Annotated in this window: 15 protein-coding genes and 1 pseudogene; 7 read left to right on the top strand and 9 right to left on the bottom strand. The window is 63.3% G+C overall.

The features are described from left to right. Positions 1-55: 55 nt before the first annotated feature. Entirely contained in the window at positions 56-337 is a 282-nt protein-coding gene (locus tag ACQZ2L_RS12795; RefSeq protein WP_101321037.1) for a GNAT family N-acetyltransferase, read from the bottom strand. A 508-nt stretch (positions 338-845) separates the two neighbouring features. Between ACQZ2L_RS12795 and oprI the strand changes: the two genes are divergently transcribed. After that, the gene (gene oprI, locus ACQZ2L_RS12790; protein ID WP_003259780.1) at positions 846-1,097 is read left to right on the top strand and encodes an outer membrane lipoprotei OprI; all 252 of its coding nucleotides are present in this window, start codon (positions 846-848) and stop codon (positions 1,095-1,097) included. 137 nt (positions 1,098-1,234) lie between these two features. Here oprI and ACQZ2L_RS12785 read toward each other — a convergent pair whose 3' ends face one another. From ACQZ2L_RS12785 to ACQZ2L_RS12775, 3 genes are all read right to left on the bottom strand, one after another. Further along, entirely contained in the window at positions 1,235-2,212 is a 978-nt protein-coding gene (locus ACQZ2L_RS12785; RefSeq protein WP_101321039.1) for a L,D-transpeptidase family protein, read from the bottom strand. A 125-nt stretch (positions 2,213-2,337) separates the two neighbouring features. After that, complete coding sequence (locus ACQZ2L_RS12780; protein ID WP_101321041.1) at positions 2,338-2,619, bottom strand: hypothetical protein; 282 nt, start codon at positions 2,617-2,619, stop codon at positions 2,338-2,340. 58 nt (positions 2,620-2,677) lie between these two features. Continuing rightward, positions 2,678-3,283 (bottom strand): arylesterase, encoded by a 606-nt coding sequence (locus ACQZ2L_RS12775; protein ID WP_430326337.1) that lies wholly within the window; start codon positions 3,281-3,283, stop codon positions 2,678-2,680. Positions 3,284-3,293: 10 nt separating this feature from the next. Between ACQZ2L_RS12775 and ACQZ2L_RS12770 the strand changes: the two genes are divergently transcribed. From ACQZ2L_RS12770 to greB, 3 genes are all read left to right on the top strand, one after another. Beyond that, positions 3,294-3,977, top strand: coding sequence for an ABC transporter ATP-binding protein (locus tag ACQZ2L_RS12770; protein ID WP_103437957.1), 684 nt, complete (start codon positions 3,294-3,296; stop codon positions 3,975-3,977). Then, on the top strand, positions 3,977-6,484 hold the full coding sequence (locus ACQZ2L_RS12765; protein ID WP_430326335.1) for an ABC transporter permease: 2,508 nt from the start codon (positions 3,977-3,979) through the stop codon (positions 6,482-6,484). Before ACQZ2L_RS12770 ends, ACQZ2L_RS12765 begins: the two co-directional genes overlap by 1 nt. A 107-nt stretch (positions 6,485-6,591) precedes the next feature. Next, on the top strand, positions 6,592-7,068 hold the full coding sequence (greB, locus tag ACQZ2L_RS12760; protein ID WP_101321050.1) for a transcription elongation factor GreB: 477 nt from the start codon (positions 6,592-6,594) through the stop codon (positions 7,066-7,068). A 132-nt stretch (positions 7,069-7,200) separates the two neighbouring features. Here greB and ACQZ2L_RS12755 read toward each other — a convergent pair whose 3' ends face one another. Both ACQZ2L_RS12755 and ACQZ2L_RS12750 read right to left on the bottom strand, forming a co-directional pair. Further along, on the bottom strand, positions 7,201-7,509 hold the full coding sequence (locus ACQZ2L_RS12755) for a hypothetical protein (protein WP_101321052.1): 309 nt from the start codon (positions 7,507-7,509) through the stop codon (positions 7,201-7,203). Between the two features lie 206 nt (positions 7,510-7,715). Continuing rightward, complete coding sequence (locus ACQZ2L_RS12750) at positions 7,716-9,125, bottom strand: transglycosylase SLT domain-containing protein (protein WP_430326332.1); 1,410 nt, start codon at positions 9,123-9,125, stop codon at positions 7,716-7,718. 148 nt (positions 9,126-9,273) lie between these two features. On the opposite strand from ACQZ2L_RS12750, the gene ACQZ2L_RS12745 reads away from it, so the two are divergent. The 3 genes and pseudogenes from ACQZ2L_RS12745 to ACQZ2L_RS12735 form a co-directional block, all read left to right on the top strand. Further along, on the top strand, positions 9,274-10,083 hold the full coding sequence (locus ACQZ2L_RS12745) for a TatD family hydrolase (RefSeq protein ID WP_430326330.1): 810 nt from the start codon (positions 9,274-9,276) through the stop codon (positions 10,081-10,083). A 108-nt stretch (positions 10,084-10,191) separates the two neighbouring features. Next, positions 10,192-11,670: a methyl-accepting chemotaxis protein gene (locus tag ACQZ2L_RS12740; protein WP_430326329.1), complete on the top strand. Its 1,479-nt coding sequence runs from the start codon at positions 10,192-10,194 to the stop codon at positions 11,668-11,670. A gap of 75 nt (positions 11,671-11,745) precedes the next feature. Continuing rightward, a pseudogene (locus ACQZ2L_RS12735) lies at positions 11,746-11,967 on the top strand (terminase); the annotation flags it as partial. A 2-nt stretch (positions 11,968-11,969) separates the two neighbouring features. Here ACQZ2L_RS12735 and ACQZ2L_RS12730 read toward each other — a convergent pair. The 3 genes from ACQZ2L_RS12730 to ACQZ2L_RS12720 all read right to left on the bottom strand — a co-directional run bounded on the left by ACQZ2L_RS12730 (position 11,970) and on the right by ACQZ2L_RS12720 (position 13,939). Further along, positions 11,970-12,767 (bottom strand): acyl-CoA thioesterase, encoded by a 798-nt coding sequence (locus tag ACQZ2L_RS12730; protein WP_430326328.1) that lies wholly within the window; start codon positions 12,765-12,767, stop codon positions 11,970-11,972. 111 nt (positions 12,768-12,878) lie between these two features. After that, complete coding sequence (locus ACQZ2L_RS12725; protein WP_430326326.1) at positions 12,879-13,646, bottom strand: CHAD domain-containing protein; 768 nt, start codon at positions 13,644-13,646, stop codon at positions 12,879-12,881. Between the two features lie 14 nt (positions 13,647-13,660). Then, on the bottom strand, positions 13,661-13,939 hold the full coding sequence (locus ACQZ2L_RS12720) for a hypothetical protein (protein ID WP_101321064.1): 279 nt from the start codon (positions 13,937-13,939) through the stop codon (positions 13,661-13,663). Between the last annotated feature and the right edge of the window lie 131 nt (positions 13,940-14,070).

Genomic DNA, 14,070 nt, shown 5'->3' with positions numbered 1-14,070 from the left:
CCAGACAGCAAAACGCCGGACATTGCCCGGCGTTTTTGTGTCTGCAGTCAGCGACTCAGGCCTTGCTCGAGTGGCGCTGCTGACGCTCCATGTAGCGCTCGACATACGAGCAGGACGGGATGACCGTATAGCCCATCTGCTCGGCGTACTGCAGTGCCTGCTGAGTCAGCGCCGCTGCAATACCGCGACCGCGCAGCGCATTGGGTACGAAGGTACGGTAGATATCCAGCGTCTGCTTACCTAGGTCCATATAGGTGAGGTAGGCACGATGACCGTCCACATTGGTCTCGAACTGATGACCGGCCTGGTCATGGTGGATGGTCAGCGCTTCGCTCATCACTACTCCTCGCAGGTCTCGTCGGCAGACCCATACCTTACCCGATTGATGTATCCGGCGGAGAAACTCTACGCCCCCTCATGCCCCCTTCGACCACAGGGTTCCCTGCACGTTCGGCATTTTTGGCACCTTCAAATAGTAGGCGCCCGTGGCGGGATTGCTCAAGTTTTCAGCGCGCTTTAGTCAGCGATCAGCAAACAGCGGTACACGCCGTTGGCTCACTCACAAGAGCATCCGGATGATGTTCTGGTATGACGCTGAAAGACCGCTGAAGTCACCTTTAGTTCAACAAAAAAGTTGTGGTGCTACAAGTGCTTGCGCGCGCTGGCGGCCATGTTGGGGAAAACCCTTAAGCGCAGCGCCAAGCCCCTATAAAGCGGCATTTTTTTCTCAGTTCTTGCGCTCCGTCAGTTTACTTACTACAAGTAATGGGTACTATGTACGCCGGCCAGTTTCTCTTTTTTGAGAGATGGCTCTTTTGACTAGAAGATCCTTGAAGGGGAACACGATGAACAACGTTCTGAAATTCTCTGCTCTCGCCCTGGCCGCTGTTCTGGCTACCGGTTGCAGCAGCGTATCCAAAGAAACCGAAGCTCGCCTGACTGCTACCGAAGACGCAGCCGCTCGCGCTCAAGCCCGTGCCGATGAAGCCTACCGTAAGGCTGACGACGCTCTGGCTGCTGCTCAGAAGGCTCAGCAAACTGCTGACGAAGCCAATGAGCGCGCTCTGCGTATGCTGGACAAAGCCAGCCGCAAGTAATAATCCTCACGGATTGTTGTGAAGCCGACCCACTCGTGGGTCGGCTTTTTTTATTGCCCAGTTTTTTGGGGAAAACCAAAAGTCTCAGGCAACAAAAAGGCCTGCACACGGCAGGCCTTCGGGCAACGCACTGCGAGTTACTGCAGCTCTTCGGGAATGCTCGACACCATCGGTGCACCAGCCTGCCCTGCCACCGGCACGGCAATTTCCACCGGCATGCCATCTTCGGCGGCAACAACATCGCGAACCATGTCCCAGTTCATGCGCAGGTTGTTGGCCAGGTCTTCACGCTTGAGCAGGGCATTGATCACTGCGGTGTGCTTGTCGACCACCGACGGATCACCATGATCATCCAGCGGCGTGTGAGCCTCCAGATACACCTTGCCGGCACTTACTCCAAACTTGTACGGCTCGTTGATGATGCGCACCGGGGTACCCACCGGAACCATCTTCGACAGCTCCAGTACATTGTTGTTGAACATGCGGAAGCAACCGTGGCTGGTGCGCATGCCAATGCCGAACTTCTTGTTGGAACCGTGGATCAGGTAACCCGGTACACCGAGGGTGAACTTGAACGGCCCAAGCGGGTTGTCCGGCCCGGCCGGCACCACCGTTGGCAGAATGTCGCCATCGGCGGCATGCTCGGCGCGGATCGAGGCCGGCGGCGTCCAGGTCGGATTTGGCGTCTTGGCGGTGATCTTGGTGTTGGCAATCGGCGACCCCCAGCCTTCGCGACCGATACCCAGTGGGTAGGTGTGCACCACGTTCTGCCCTTTCGGGTAGTAGTACAGGCGATACTCGGCCAGGTTGATCACCACCCCTTCACGGGGCCCAGGTGGCAGCACATAACGCGTAGGCAGGATGATCTCGGTGCCGGCACCCGGCAGCCAAGGGTCGACACCCGGGTTGGCCGCGATCATCTCGAGGTAGCCGAGGTCGTTGGCGGTGCCGATGTCGGCGAAGGTGTCTTCGTACTTGGCTTTGATGGTCTGCACTTGGCCAACGACGTCCTCACCGGGCGGAGGCAGTGGCAGTTCCAGCGCGCAGGCGGGGCCCGCTACCAGCAGGGCAGCCAGGGACAGGCGACGGGTGACGGCGGGAATGCGCGGCAACATCCGGAGAATCCTTCGAAGGTAGATCAAGACGGTCGATTGTACACCCGCCCCGGCGCAAGCGGGAGACGGGCAGTGGCTGCATACATTTCAGATGATGAAAGGCGGCTACGGTTCCACGCGGCCGTTCACAGCTGCGGCCAGACGGGACGAGTGCCGCGCCGCTGGGCATCGAGGATGGCCCGGCACAACGTACACAGGCGGTTATCGCGCTGGATCGAGCGCGGCACCACCGACCAGCGCGGCTGAGCCGGCAGTAGACCACCACACAGGGTGCGGTCTACCGGCGCGCCCAACTCAAGTTGGCGAGCTACCAGGTGCACGCGGACTTCCTGACACGCGAACAGGTCCAGCTGATCATCAGGCTCGATCAGTTGATAGGCATACAGGGACCAGGCAGGACGCGGCATCGGGGGGTCTCAAAACGGGGGGCGCAACATTATCCGAAAGCGGCCCCCGTTTAAAGCCTCACAGCAAGGGTTTTATTACCGGCCAGGCATTTTCCAGCAGACGCTCCTGCGCGACCTGCGCCGGATGAATGCCATCGGCCTGCATCAACTCGGGCACCCCGCCCACCCCCTCAAGGAAGAACGGCACCAACGGCACCTTTTTATCAGCGCCCAATTCTTCAAACACCTTGGCAAAAGCCGTGGTGTAGCGCAGGCCATAGTTGGGCGGCAAGCGCATGCCCAACAGCACCACCTTGGCCCCGCTGGCCTGGGAGCGTTCGATCATCGACGCAAGATTTTGTTTCAATTGCGCGGGAGGCTGCCCACGCAGGCCATCGTTGCCGCCCAACTCGATGATCACCAGCTCTGGCTTGTGCGCTGCAAGCAGCGCCGGCAGCCGCGCCTGGCCACCTGCGCTGGTATCGCCACTGATCGATGCATTAACCACTTTGGCATCGTTACCCTGGGCCTCGAGCCGCTGCTGCAACAGGGAAACCCAACCCTGGCGGGTATCCAGGCCAAAACCGGCACTGATACTATCGCCGACAACCAGCAGTGTCCCCGCCGTCGCGCTCTGAGCCAGGCAACACAAGGCCAGACCCGCACTCAACCACCACGCTCGCATTGGATTCTCCATGGATCAAAGCATTCTCGTTGCGCAGAACCTTAGCAAAGTGGTCCCCAGCACGGAAGGCGACCTGACCATCCTGCACGCGCTGGACCTGGATCTGGCCAAAGGCGACAGCCTGGCCATCGTCGGTGCGTCCGGTTCGGGCAAATCCACCCTGCTCGGCTTACTCGCCGGCCTCGACCGGCCCAGCGCAGGCAATGTAATCCTGGCCGGGCAGGATCTCGGCCCGCTGGATGAAGACCAGCGCGCGCGGGTGCGGGCCGAGCACGTTGGCTTTGTGTTCCAGTCGTTCCAGTTGCTCGACAGCCTCAACGCACTGGAGAACGTCATGCTGCCGCTGGAACTTGATGGCCGCCGTGATGCCCGTGAGGTGGCACGCAGCCTGCTCGAGCGGGTCGGCCTGGGCCAGCGCCTTACCCACACTCCGCGCCAGCTCTCCGGCGGCGAACAACAGCGGGTGGCGATAGCGCGCGCGTTCGCCGCGCAGCCGGCGGTGCTGTTCGCCGACGAGCCAACCGGCAACCTCGACAGCCACACTGGCGAACGCATCAGCGACCTGTTGTTCGAACTGAACAAGGAGCGCGGCACCACCCTGGTGCTGGTCACCCATGACGAGCGCCTGGCCAAACGTTGCCGCCGTCTGATCCGCCTGGACGCCGGGCGTCTGGTCGCGCCCCTGGAGCCGTGATGAGACGACTGTCGATGCTGCGCCTGTACAGCCTGGCCCTGCGCCAGCTGCTGCGCGATGTTCGCGCCAGTGAAGTGCGCGTGCTGTTCTTCGCCCTGCTGGTGGCGGTGGCGGCAAGCACCGCGATCGGTTACTTCGGCGCCCGCCTCAATGGCGCTATGCAACTGCGCGCCAGCGAATTCCTCGGCGCCGACCTGGTCTTGCAAGGCAGCTCGGCAGCAGCCGACCCGCAGATCAGCGCCGGCATAGGGCTGGGCTTGCGCCACGCCCGGGTGGTGGAATTCACCAGTGTGGTCGGCACCGATGCCGGTATCCAGCTGTCCAGCATCAAAGCCGCCGATGCAGCTTACCCACTGCGCGGCGAGCTGCGCAGCGCCGCCGCGCCGTTTGCCGAAGAACGCCCAGGCGGTAGCCCGGCGCCTGGCGAGGCGTGGGTCGAACCGCGCCTGCTGGTAGCCTTGGGCCTGGCCATGGGTGACAGCATCGACGTCGGCATGAAGAGCTTGCGCATCAGCCGGGTACTGACCTACGAGCCCGACCGCGCCAACAACTTCTACAGCCTGACGCCGCGGGTGCTGATCAACTTCGACGACCTGCAGGCCACTGGCGTGATCCAGCCTGGCAGCAGGGTCACCTACCGCGACCTGTGGCGCGGCGAGGCCGAGACGTTGGGCCGCTATCGCCAGGCTGTGGAGCCAACCCTGGCGGCCAACCAGAGCCTGCGCGACACTCGCGATGGCAATCAGCAGATCGGCGGCGCGCTGGGCAAGGCCGAGCGTTATCTGAACATGGCCAGCCTGGTCGCAGTATTGCTCGCCGGCGTGGCGGTGGCGCTGTCGGCCAGCCGCTATGCCGCACGCCGCCTCGACGCCAGCGCCCTGCTGCGCTGCCTGGGCCTGTCCAGGCGCCAGGCCTTGGGCCTGTACTGCGTGCAACTGGCAGCGCTGGGCCTGGTCGCGGCATTGGCCGGGGCGGTCATTGGCTGGCTGGCACAGCTGGGTTTGTTCCGCCTGCTGGATGGGCTGATGCCGAGCACCATTCCGCCGGGAGGCCTCACCCCAGCATTGGCCGGTATCGCCACCGGGCTGGTGGCACTGGCCGGCTTCGCCTTGCCGCCATTGGCCGCACTGGGCCGGGTGCCACCGTTGCGAGTATTGCGCCGTGACCTGCTGCCCGTGCCAGCCAGCAGTTGGCTGGTGTATGGCACAGCGCTGTCCGCCCTTGGCCTGATCATGTGGCGGCTGAGCCTGGACCTGTTGCTGACCTTTGCCCTGCTCGGTGGCGGCCTGATTGCCGCCCTGCTCCTCGGCGGCCTGCTCTTGCTCGGCCTGCGCAGTCTGCGCCGCTTGCTCGGCGGTGCGCCGCTGACCTGGCGACTGGGCCTTGGCCAGTTGCTGCGCCACCCGCTGGCCGCTGCCGGCCAGGCGCTGGCGTTCGGCCTGATCTTGCTGGCGATGGGCCTGGTCGCGCTGCTGCGGGCCGAGTTGCTGGACAACTGGCAAGCGCAGCTGCCCAAGGATGCGCCGAATCATTTCGCCCTGAATATCCTGCCAGATGACCGCGAGCCGTTCGCCCAGCGTCTGCGTGAAGCAAACGCCGTCTCCGCGCCGTTGTACCCGGTCATCCCCGGCCGGCTGACCCATATCAACGATGAGCCGGTGCGCCAACTGGTAAGCAAGGAGTCCACCGGCGAACGTGCGGTGCAGCGCGACCTGAGCCTGACCTGGGCGGCCGATTTGCCGCAGGGTAATGCGCTGGTCAGCGGTGAGTGGTGGCAGGCACCGCCAGCGGCTGACGGCATCCCGGGGGTATCGGTGGAAACCGAGCTGGCGGCCAGCCTGCACCTCAAGCTGGGCGACCTGCTCAACTTCGACATCGCCGGCCAGCACCGCCAGGCCCGCGTCAGCAGTTTGCGCAGCGTGCACTGGGACAGCTTCCAGCCGAACTTCTACATGATCTTCCAGCCGGGCACCCTGCAAGGCCTGCCTACCACCTACCTGACCAGCTTCTATCTGGCCCCAGGCCATGATCAGGAAGTGGTGGCGCTATCACGTGCGTTCCCGGCAGCCACCATCCTCCAGGTAGACGCCCTGCTCGAACAGCTGCGCAGCATCCTCGCCCAGGTCACCCTGGCGGTCGAATACGTGCTGCTGTTCGTGCTCGCAGCAGGCCTGGCAGTGCTGTTCGCCGGGTTGCAGGCCACCCTTGACGAGCGCATCCGCCAAGGCGCATTGCTGCGTGCACTGGGTGCCGGTAGGCCATTGCTGGTGCGAGCGCGGCGGATCGAGTTTGGCCTGCTCGGCGCCGCCAGCGGTGTGCTTGCGGCAGTGGGCTGCGAGTTGATCAGCTGGGCGCTGTATCGCTACGCCTTCGACCTGCAGTGGAGCCCGCACCCGTGGCTGCTGTTGCTGCCGTTGATTGGCGCCCTGCTGGTAGGCGGTGCTGGGGTGTTTGGTACTCGCCGGGCGCTGAATGCAAGCCCGCTGACAGTGCTGCGCGAGGGCTGACGAGGCGCGCTCGACACCCGGTGTGACCGAGGCCAGCCTTGCGTGCTAGCCTCGGCACCGTGACTTTAGGGCGCACGCCCAACCCATAAGCGCCTCTGGAGCCCGCATTGCCAACCAACATCATCACCCGTGCAGGCCACACTGCGCTGAAAGCAGAGCTGGATCATCTGTGGCAAACCTATCGCCCGGAAATCACGCAGAAGGTCGCCTGGGCGGCATCACTTGGCGATCGCAGTGAAAACGCCGATTACCAGTACAACAAGAAGCTGCTGCGCGAAATCGACCGCAGAATCCGCTACCTGCGCAAGCGTCTGGAGGATATCCGCGTTGTCGACTACGCCCCCGAACAAGAGGGCAAGGTGTTCTTCGGCGCCTGGGTTGAAATTGATAACGAGGCTGGCGAGGTCAAGCGCTTCCGCGTGGTTGGCTACGACGAAATCTATGGGCGTAACGACTACATTTCCATCGACTCACCGATGGCGCGGGCGCTGTTGAAGAAGTCGGAGGGTGATGAAGTGATCGTGCAGACGCCGACCGGGGAAGCTGTGTGGTTTATTGCCAGTATCGAATATGAGGTGGGGTGAGGATTTGGGGCTGCTCTGCAGCCCAATCGCGACACAAGGCCGCTCCTACAGGGACCGCGTTTGACATGCCTGGCGCGGTCTCTGTAGGAGCGGCCTTGTGTCGCGATTGGGCCGCGAAGCGGCCCCACGATCTCAACGCCGGGTAATCAACCCCTGCCGAGCAATCCGCGTCAGGTGACCAATCACCTCCCCCGCCTCTTCCGCCGTAGGCGACTGAATCACCGCCAGATCAAAACGATCACTCCCGTACTGCTTGAGCAAGGCACAGGTTTCAGCGAACTGGATCAGAAACGCGCGAGCCTGGCCCTTGCGCCGCGAAAAGCCGTCAAGGTGGCGCAACAAGGTAGGTTGATGCTGACCGCTGAGAAGAATGCGCGGGGTGCGCGATACCTGGCCGGCAGGCAGAGGGGTCAGACAGACACTGGTACGTGGACAACTCATGGAGTAATTCTCCGCCTCGCAAATCCCGCTGGGCTGCGGTGGGAGGCGTCACCGAACCAGCGTTTTAGCGGTATTTCAGAGTGCCCTGACATGGGGCTGCCTCCTGCGCCCCGCAAGTAGCTGTTTAAATCGGCGCAAGGGTTATGCTAGAGCTACACGCGACAACTTACAAGCTGTACGTGTAGCCCTTGTGACAGCCAGATTGCTCAACGCCTGGCGACGCGCTCGAGGCTGGCGCGCTCGCGATTGAAGGCGAGGAAATACTTGTTGACGCTGTTGACGAAGTTGACCGGGCCCATGCCGACCTGCTCCATGGCGATGCGCTCGGTCTGGAAGAACCACTGATTGCCGTTGAGTCCGCGCCTGCGCGCTTCGGCACGCATCGCCTGGACCCGCTCCGGGCCGAGGTTGTAAGCCGCCAGCACAAACGCCATACGTTCGCGCTCGTTGAGCTGGGGGCTGGCGAAAAACTTGCGGCGGATCAACGCCAGGTACCGCGCGCTGGCCTGGACATTACCATCCACGTTCGCCGTGTTGCTCACCCCTACCCGCTGCGCCGCCGACGGCGTGATCTGCATCAGCCCGTGGGCGCCGCCGACGCCGCGCGCGGCGGGGTTGAGGGTCGACTCCTTGAATGCCAGCGCGGCCAGATTCAGCCAGTCGATCTGCTGCGCCTCGCCGTGCTTCTGTAACACTCCACGCACCGCCTGCAAGCGCTGGCGCTCCTGGCGGGCCAGCGGATTGTGCACGCGGTACTGGCGCCGGTAGATACGCTCGAATGCGGCGTCCTGGTTTTCCGGTGCGCGATAGCCGGCCAGAAAGCGGTCGACAGTTGCCAGCAACTGATCAGCATCTTTACCGACGTACCAGCGCACAGCCTGCGGTTGGCCGATCTGTACCTTGCTATCTACCCGCAGCCTCGGCATCACCCGGGCCCAGCGCAGCGCAATCGGCCGCTCCACCACAGTCAGGTGGTAAATGCCGGCCTGGACCATCTCCAGCACATCCTCGACCGCCAGCGTCGGGTCTACCCACTCGACCTTGATCGGTGCGCGCTTGCGCAATGCCAGCTGCTGATTGATGACCTGGATCGCAGGGCCCGCGCCACTGGCGGTGGTCAAGGCAATGGTGCGCCCAGACAACTGCTCGACCCGACTGAAACTGCGCTCGCCCTTGCGTCCAACCAGCAGCAGCGGCACCTTGTCGAGCACTGGCGCACTCACCCCGACGCCGCTGACCTGAGCCGGATCGAGCAGCTCGCCCGGCGCTGCCAGGTCACCCTCCCCGCGCTGCAAGGCGCCGAGCAGTTGTTCCTTGGCCCGCGGGATCAATTTGACTTGAATCAGATCACCCTGGCGTTCGCGGCCATTGAGAAAATGCTCCAGCGCGCGCAGCCGGTGGTACTCGATACCAACCGGCTCACCCTTGATTTCGCCGGAGCTGTTGCGGCTCTGGTTGACCAGAACCCGCAGCACCTTGCTGCTGCGCACCTGCGCCAGGTCGCGCGGCTGCTTGCTGGTTGCGCTGGCCTGCGCCGGCCCGGACACTGCCGCATGAACGGCGGCGGCCGTGAGCAGGCTGAACATCAGCGAAACAATCAGCAGGAATCGCTGCATTGGCGAACATGTCCATGGTGTGGGAAGAGGCCTCTGCGGCGGCGCCGGCAGAGACTGAAAGACCTTGGCAATCCGTTGAAGTTCTTGGATTTTTCGCGATGTTCGGGGGATTTGCTATGCTGGCCGCCCCGCAGCACGAGGTAGCACCATGCAACTGATCGATATCGGCGTCAACCTGACCAACAGCAGCTTCCACGGCAAAGAGGCTGACATCGTCGAGCGCGCGCTGCAGGCAGGCGTTGTGCAAATGGTCGTGACCGGTACCAGCCTGGAGGGCAGCGAACAGGCGCTGGAGTTGTGCCAGCAACTGGATGAACCGGGGCAGCGACTGTTCTCCACCGCTGGCGTGCACCCTCACGATGCCAAGAGCTGGGGTGTCGACAGCGAGCGGCAACTGCGCCAGCTGCTCGCTCAGCCTCGGGTAAAGGCCGTCGGCGAATGCGGCCTGGACTTCAATCGCGATTTCTCGCCACGGCCTGAGCAAGAGAAAGCCCTGCACGCACATCTGGCCCTGGCAGTAGAAACCCAGTTGCCGGTGTTTTTGCATGAGCGCGATGCCAGCGAGCGCCTGCTGGCAATTCTCAAGGACTACCGTGACCAGTTGCCGGCCGCCGTGGTGCATTGCTTCACCGGCGAGCGCGCGGCGCTATTCGCCTATCTGGATCTGGACCTGCATATCGGCATCACTGGCTGGATCTGTGACGAGCGCCGTGGCACGCACCTGCATCCCTTGGTCAGCAGCATCCCCTTGGGCCGCCTGATGCTTGAAAGCGATGCACCGTACCTGCTGCCGCGCAGCTTGCGGCCGAAACCGAAAAGCGGCCGCAACGAACCTGCGTTCTTGCCCGAGGTGCTGCGTGAGGTCGCCTTGCACCGCGGTGAAAGCCTGGAATACACGGCAAGGCACACCACCGAGTGCGCGCGCCAGTTCTTCGCTCTGCCGTCGGCAGAGGCATAAGCCGACCGGGATTCGTTGACACACATCAAGACCCACTCTGAAGCAATCGGAAACAATGATGGCACCTTGCCAATACTGTTTCCGCTCAACTCAGAGAAGACCTATACGATGGGTGCCTGGCTTAGCAATATTTCCTTGAAGTACAAATTCTGGGCCGTCAACGCAGTGGCCTTTGTCACCACCCTGCTGCTGGTGCTGTACGCCGTGCAGCTCGAGCAGCAGGCCCGGGCCGAAGGTGCGCGAGCAGCCGCCCAGGCGCAGGCTCGTCTGCTTGCGGCCTGGCCGGCCGGGCAAGCGCTGCCTGAACTGGCCAACTTGATCAGCTGGCAAGCCGGGCAAACGCCAGGTTTCGCCGGCCAACCACTGCCCGCACTGAACAACGCCCAAGGCTGGGTCGAGCTGGCCAGCCACTCGCTGCTGGGTGACAACCCGCTGCGCGGTGCACAGGTCGTGAGCCATGGCCAACAGCAATTGGCGCTGCTGGCGCACTCGCCAAGCCTGCGCCAGGTGTTTATTGATCGCTTCGCCAATTATGCCGTGTGCGTGATGGTACTGATGCTGGCGATGCTCGGCGCATCGCAGCTGCTGATCCGCTTTCTGCTCAGCCAGCTCAATACGCTCAAAGACGTCATGCTCCACGTCGAGAAGACCGGCGACCTGTCGGCGCGTGTGCCGCTGGCCTGCGGCGATGAGGTCGGGCAAATGGCGGGCGCGTTCAACGCCATGCAGTCGACCTATCACCGGGTAGTCAGCACCGTAGCGCGCACTGCTGCACAACTCGACTCCGGCGCCGCGCGCCTGGCAGCGAGCATGAGCGATGTCCGCCACGGCATGCTTGGCCAGCAAAGCGAGACCGATCAGGCCGCTACCGCCATCAACGAAATGACCGCCACTGTGCACCACATCGCCCAACATGCCGGCGCCACCCGTGACTTGTCGCAAACTGCGGACAACCTTGCCGGCAGCGGGCAGGCAGTCGTCGGTCGCGTACAGGATTCAATTTCCGGGCTGTCCAGCGGCGTGCAGCAGACCGCCGAAATGATCCGCCAGCTGGCGGAAGACAGCCAGAAGATCAACGGCGTAGTTGGGGTGATTCACAGTATTGCCGAGCAAACCAATCTGCTTGCCCTGAACGCCGCAATCGAAGCGGCGCGGGCTGGCGACTTGGGCCGTGGTTTTGCAGTGGTCGCTGACGAGGTGCGCAACCTGGCCAAACGCGTGCAGAGCTCCACCGACGAGATCACCGACATGGTCTGCGCCCTGCAGTCCGGCACCCGCGATGCGGTGGAGTTCATGCAAGAGAGTTCCTACAAGGCTGATGACTGCGTCAAGCAGGCCCGCGAGGCTGGTGAGTCCCTGGCGGAGATCACCAGTGCAGTCGCGCAGATGCGCGAGAGCAACACACAGATAGCCGTGGCTGCCGAACAGCAAAGCCAGGTGGCCGAGGAAATGAACCGCGCCGTGGTGAGCATCCGCGATGTCACCGAGCAGACCGTGCAGCAGACAGTCGGCTCGGCGACCACCAGCAGCGAGCTGGCGACCCTCGCCGGTGAGCTGAACAAGGCGATCGGTCAGCTCAAGCTATAGTCACCATAGCCAGCCTCGATTGGCCGCAATGACCTTGCAGCACTAAGCTTTGGACATGACTGTGAGGAAATGCCCATGAGCAAGCGCCTGTTCAACCTTCACCCCAGCCAATGGCGTGGCGACCACCACGCCCACCGCCAACCGGCCGAGCTGGCCATGCTGCTGCTAGCCGTAGCGTTGGTCGTCCTTGGAGCATTGCTGGTCCTGTCCGGCGTGTTTGCTATGGACCTGAGCCAGATTGCGGTAGGCGTGATCGCCTTGATCGCGGGTCTGGGCCTGCAACGCCACGGCTATCGTCGCTAGGCAAATACGGTAACGGTCTGGCGGCTGAGGGCAAGCAGCTCGCCGCCAGCTGTCCACAACGCTGCCGAGGCATGGCCGTAGCCATCCTTGGCGTATTCCGTGTCCACACAATACCGGCACCAGTCATGGGTGCTCAGCTGCGGCCGGGGCTGAATGAATTCGATGGTCCAGGTCAGGGTGCTGCCCGCCGCAGGTTGTTTCAGGTGCGGCAGCAGGCTCGGCGGCCAGGCGTCGACCAAGGCCAGCAGATGCGCTTCGCTCGCGGCCTGCTCAGGCACATCCCGCAAACGCACCCAGCCGCCCATTTGCCGAGAAGTGTTGCCACTGAAGGGCAGCCCGCCGAGCGCCCAGCGCAAGGCCACATTGCGCATGAACTCTGGCGTCACACCTTTGATATAAGGCAGTTCCGGCGCTGATTCGGCGAGCGCCTTCATCTCGACCGGGGGCTGCGCAGGGACATCTATCAGCGAGGAGCGGCCCGCGCCAAAGCTGCCTTGCACGATCGTCACTACCTGACCTTGCTGCACTGCACGCCCAAGCAGGGTGCTGACGGCTTTACCCTCGCGCAGCACCTCTACCTCGAAGCTGATCGGGACATCTGCCGCGGCCGGGGCAACGAAGGTGATCGCCAGCGAGCGCACCGGGCGCTCGTCGACGAGTTGCAGGCGCATGCGCTCATAGACCATGGCAGCCATGAGCCCGCCGAAGACGGCGCGCCCCTGCGCCCAGGTAGCAGGCACAGTGACGGCTTCTGGTGATTGTTGTACCGCGGCCAGCAATTGGGTGAAGGTCATGGCGATCTCGCAGGCTTGGCTATCGAATCGGGGCAGCCAGGCGCCCCAGCTGCAGCCGATCTTAACCAGCTCCGCTCGCCGATGCAGGCTTCATATCGGTCAATCCAGCGCCTAGCGGCTCGACACTGCCTTGTGCAGGCGCTTCAATGTCAGGTCACCCTGCCGCTCAGCGGCCTCGAGCTCTGCCTGCCAGGCCGCCTGGCAGGGCCGTAGAGCTGCGTCGAGCGGTACCTGCGCCAACCACTGCAGACGGTCGTGCCAATCGCCCAGATCGCCTTGTGCGCGCTTGAGCAGGCGCTGCAGCTTATCGCCGGCATGATCAAGCTGTGGATAGGCCTCATCGCCATAGCGCACGCGCTTGATCAGCAGGCGCAAACGGTGCCGATCGTGGGCTGGGTCGACTAACCCCTGCTGCAGTTTGTGCCACTGTTTGCCGAGGCGTTTGTCCACGCGTTTTTGCAGGCCTTTGACCAGACCTTCGCGATCCGCTGCCCGCAGAAACGCCGGAAACGCGTCGATGATCGCCAGCATGCGCGTCAGCTCGGGACTCGCGGCCACCGTGGCAAAAGTCTGCGCCCTGCCCCGCAGACGCCGCTCGGCAGCGTCCTGCTGGCCACGCTCGAGCAGCTCGGCAGCGAGCACCTCACGGTCACGCAGCGGAGTAGTCAGGATGCCCAAAGCACGCGCGGCATTCTCCAATTGCTCGACCGCAGGCAAGCCCCGCAGCGGCCGCAGCAGGCTGCGCAGGCGCCGCGTGGTGGTGCGCAGGTCGTGCAGGGCCTCACTGTCGACATCAGCTGCCAGCCGCTCGCGGCAGGCGAGCAAGCGCACCTGCAGGGTCAGCACCTGGGCAACCACGTGATCAAGCATGGCAGACATACAACGCTCCTTGTTCAACGCCCGGCGCGGGACTCACGAATGTAGAAGCGGGCCTTCTCGGATTTTTTCGCACAGCCTTCAAAGCCTTCGAACTGCTGCTGGGTCTTGGCCCCGGTCAGCAGCGACAACGCCTTGGAATAACTGACGGTGCCCGCAAAACCTTCGGCCTTGGCCAGGTCGAGTTCCTTCCAGGCGGCGTCCAGCTGGGTTGCGCAGCTGTCACGATAGGCCGTCTTGCCGGCGCAGCCAGCGAGCGCCACAACCATCAATGGCAGGCAGATCCATGCTTTCATCAGTAATACCTCAAAGTGCACAAGGGAGTGGCCGTTCGACGCCTGGTCAGGCGAAAAGTGCCCTCATCAGCGTAGTCCAGCAAGCCTTGGATTGAAGCCGAGGGCGCAATGGGTGCATTGTTCGGGGATGG

Origin of the sequence: Pseudomonas shirazensis, assembly GCF_050496565.1 — a bacterium.
Classification (GTDB): Bacteria; Pseudomonadota; Gammaproteobacteria; order Pseudomonadales; family Pseudomonadaceae; genus Aquipseudomonas; species Aquipseudomonas shirazensis_A.
The sequence above is the reverse complement of the archived record's forward strand: the minus strand, read 5'-3'. Positions and strand labels throughout refer to the sequence as shown.

Coding starts and splice junctions, on each gene's coding strand:
- ACQZ2L_RS12795 (WP_101321037.1), bottom strand. CDS start 337: ATGAGCGAAGCGCTGACCATCCACCATGACCAGGCCGGTCATCAGTTC.
- oprI (WP_003259780.1), top strand. CDS start 846: ATGAACAACGTTCTGAAATTCTCTGCTCTCGCCCTGGCCGCTGTTCTG.
- ACQZ2L_RS12785 (WP_101321039.1), bottom strand. CDS start 2,212: ATGTTGCCGCGCATTCCCGCCGTCACCCGTCGCCTGTCCCTGGCTGCC.
- ACQZ2L_RS12780 (WP_101321041.1), bottom strand. CDS start 2,619: ATGCCGCGTCCTGCCTGGTCCCTGTATGCCTATCAACTGATCGAGCCT.
- ACQZ2L_RS12775 (WP_430326337.1), bottom strand. CDS start 3,283: ATGCGAGCGTGGTGGTTGAGTGCGGGTCTGGCCTTGTGTTGCCTGGCT.
- ACQZ2L_RS12770 (WP_103437957.1), top strand. CDS start 3,294: ATGGATCAAAGCATTCTCGTTGCGCAGAACCTTAGCAAAGTGGTCCCC.
- ACQZ2L_RS12765 (WP_430326335.1), top strand. CDS start 3,977: ATGAGACGACTGTCGATGCTGCGCCTGTACAGCCTGGCCCTGCGCCAG.
- ACQZ2L_RS12755 (WP_101321052.1), bottom strand. CDS start 7,509: ATGAGTTGTCCACGTACCAGTGTCTGTCTGACCCCTCTGCCTGCCGGC.
- ACQZ2L_RS12750 (WP_430326332.1), bottom strand. CDS start 9,125: ATGCAGCGATTCCTGCTGATTGTTTCGCTGATGTTCAGCCTGCTCACG.
- ACQZ2L_RS12745 (WP_430326330.1), top strand. CDS start 9,274: ATGCAACTGATCGATATCGGCGTCAACCTGACCAACAGCAGCTTCCAC.
- ACQZ2L_RS12740 (WP_430326329.1), top strand. CDS start 10,192: ATGGGTGCCTGGCTTAGCAATATTTCCTTGAAGTACAAATTCTGGGCC.
- ACQZ2L_RS12730 (WP_430326328.1), bottom strand. CDS start 12,767: ATGACCTTCACCCAATTGCTGGCCGCGGTACAACAATCACCAGAAGCC.
- ACQZ2L_RS12725 (WP_430326326.1), bottom strand. CDS start 13,646: ATGTCTGCCATGCTTGATCACGTGGTTGCCCAGGTGCTGACCCTGCAG.
- ACQZ2L_RS12720 (WP_101321064.1), bottom strand. CDS start 13,939: ATGAAAGCATGGATCTGCCTGCCATTGATGGTTGTGGCGCTCGCTGGC.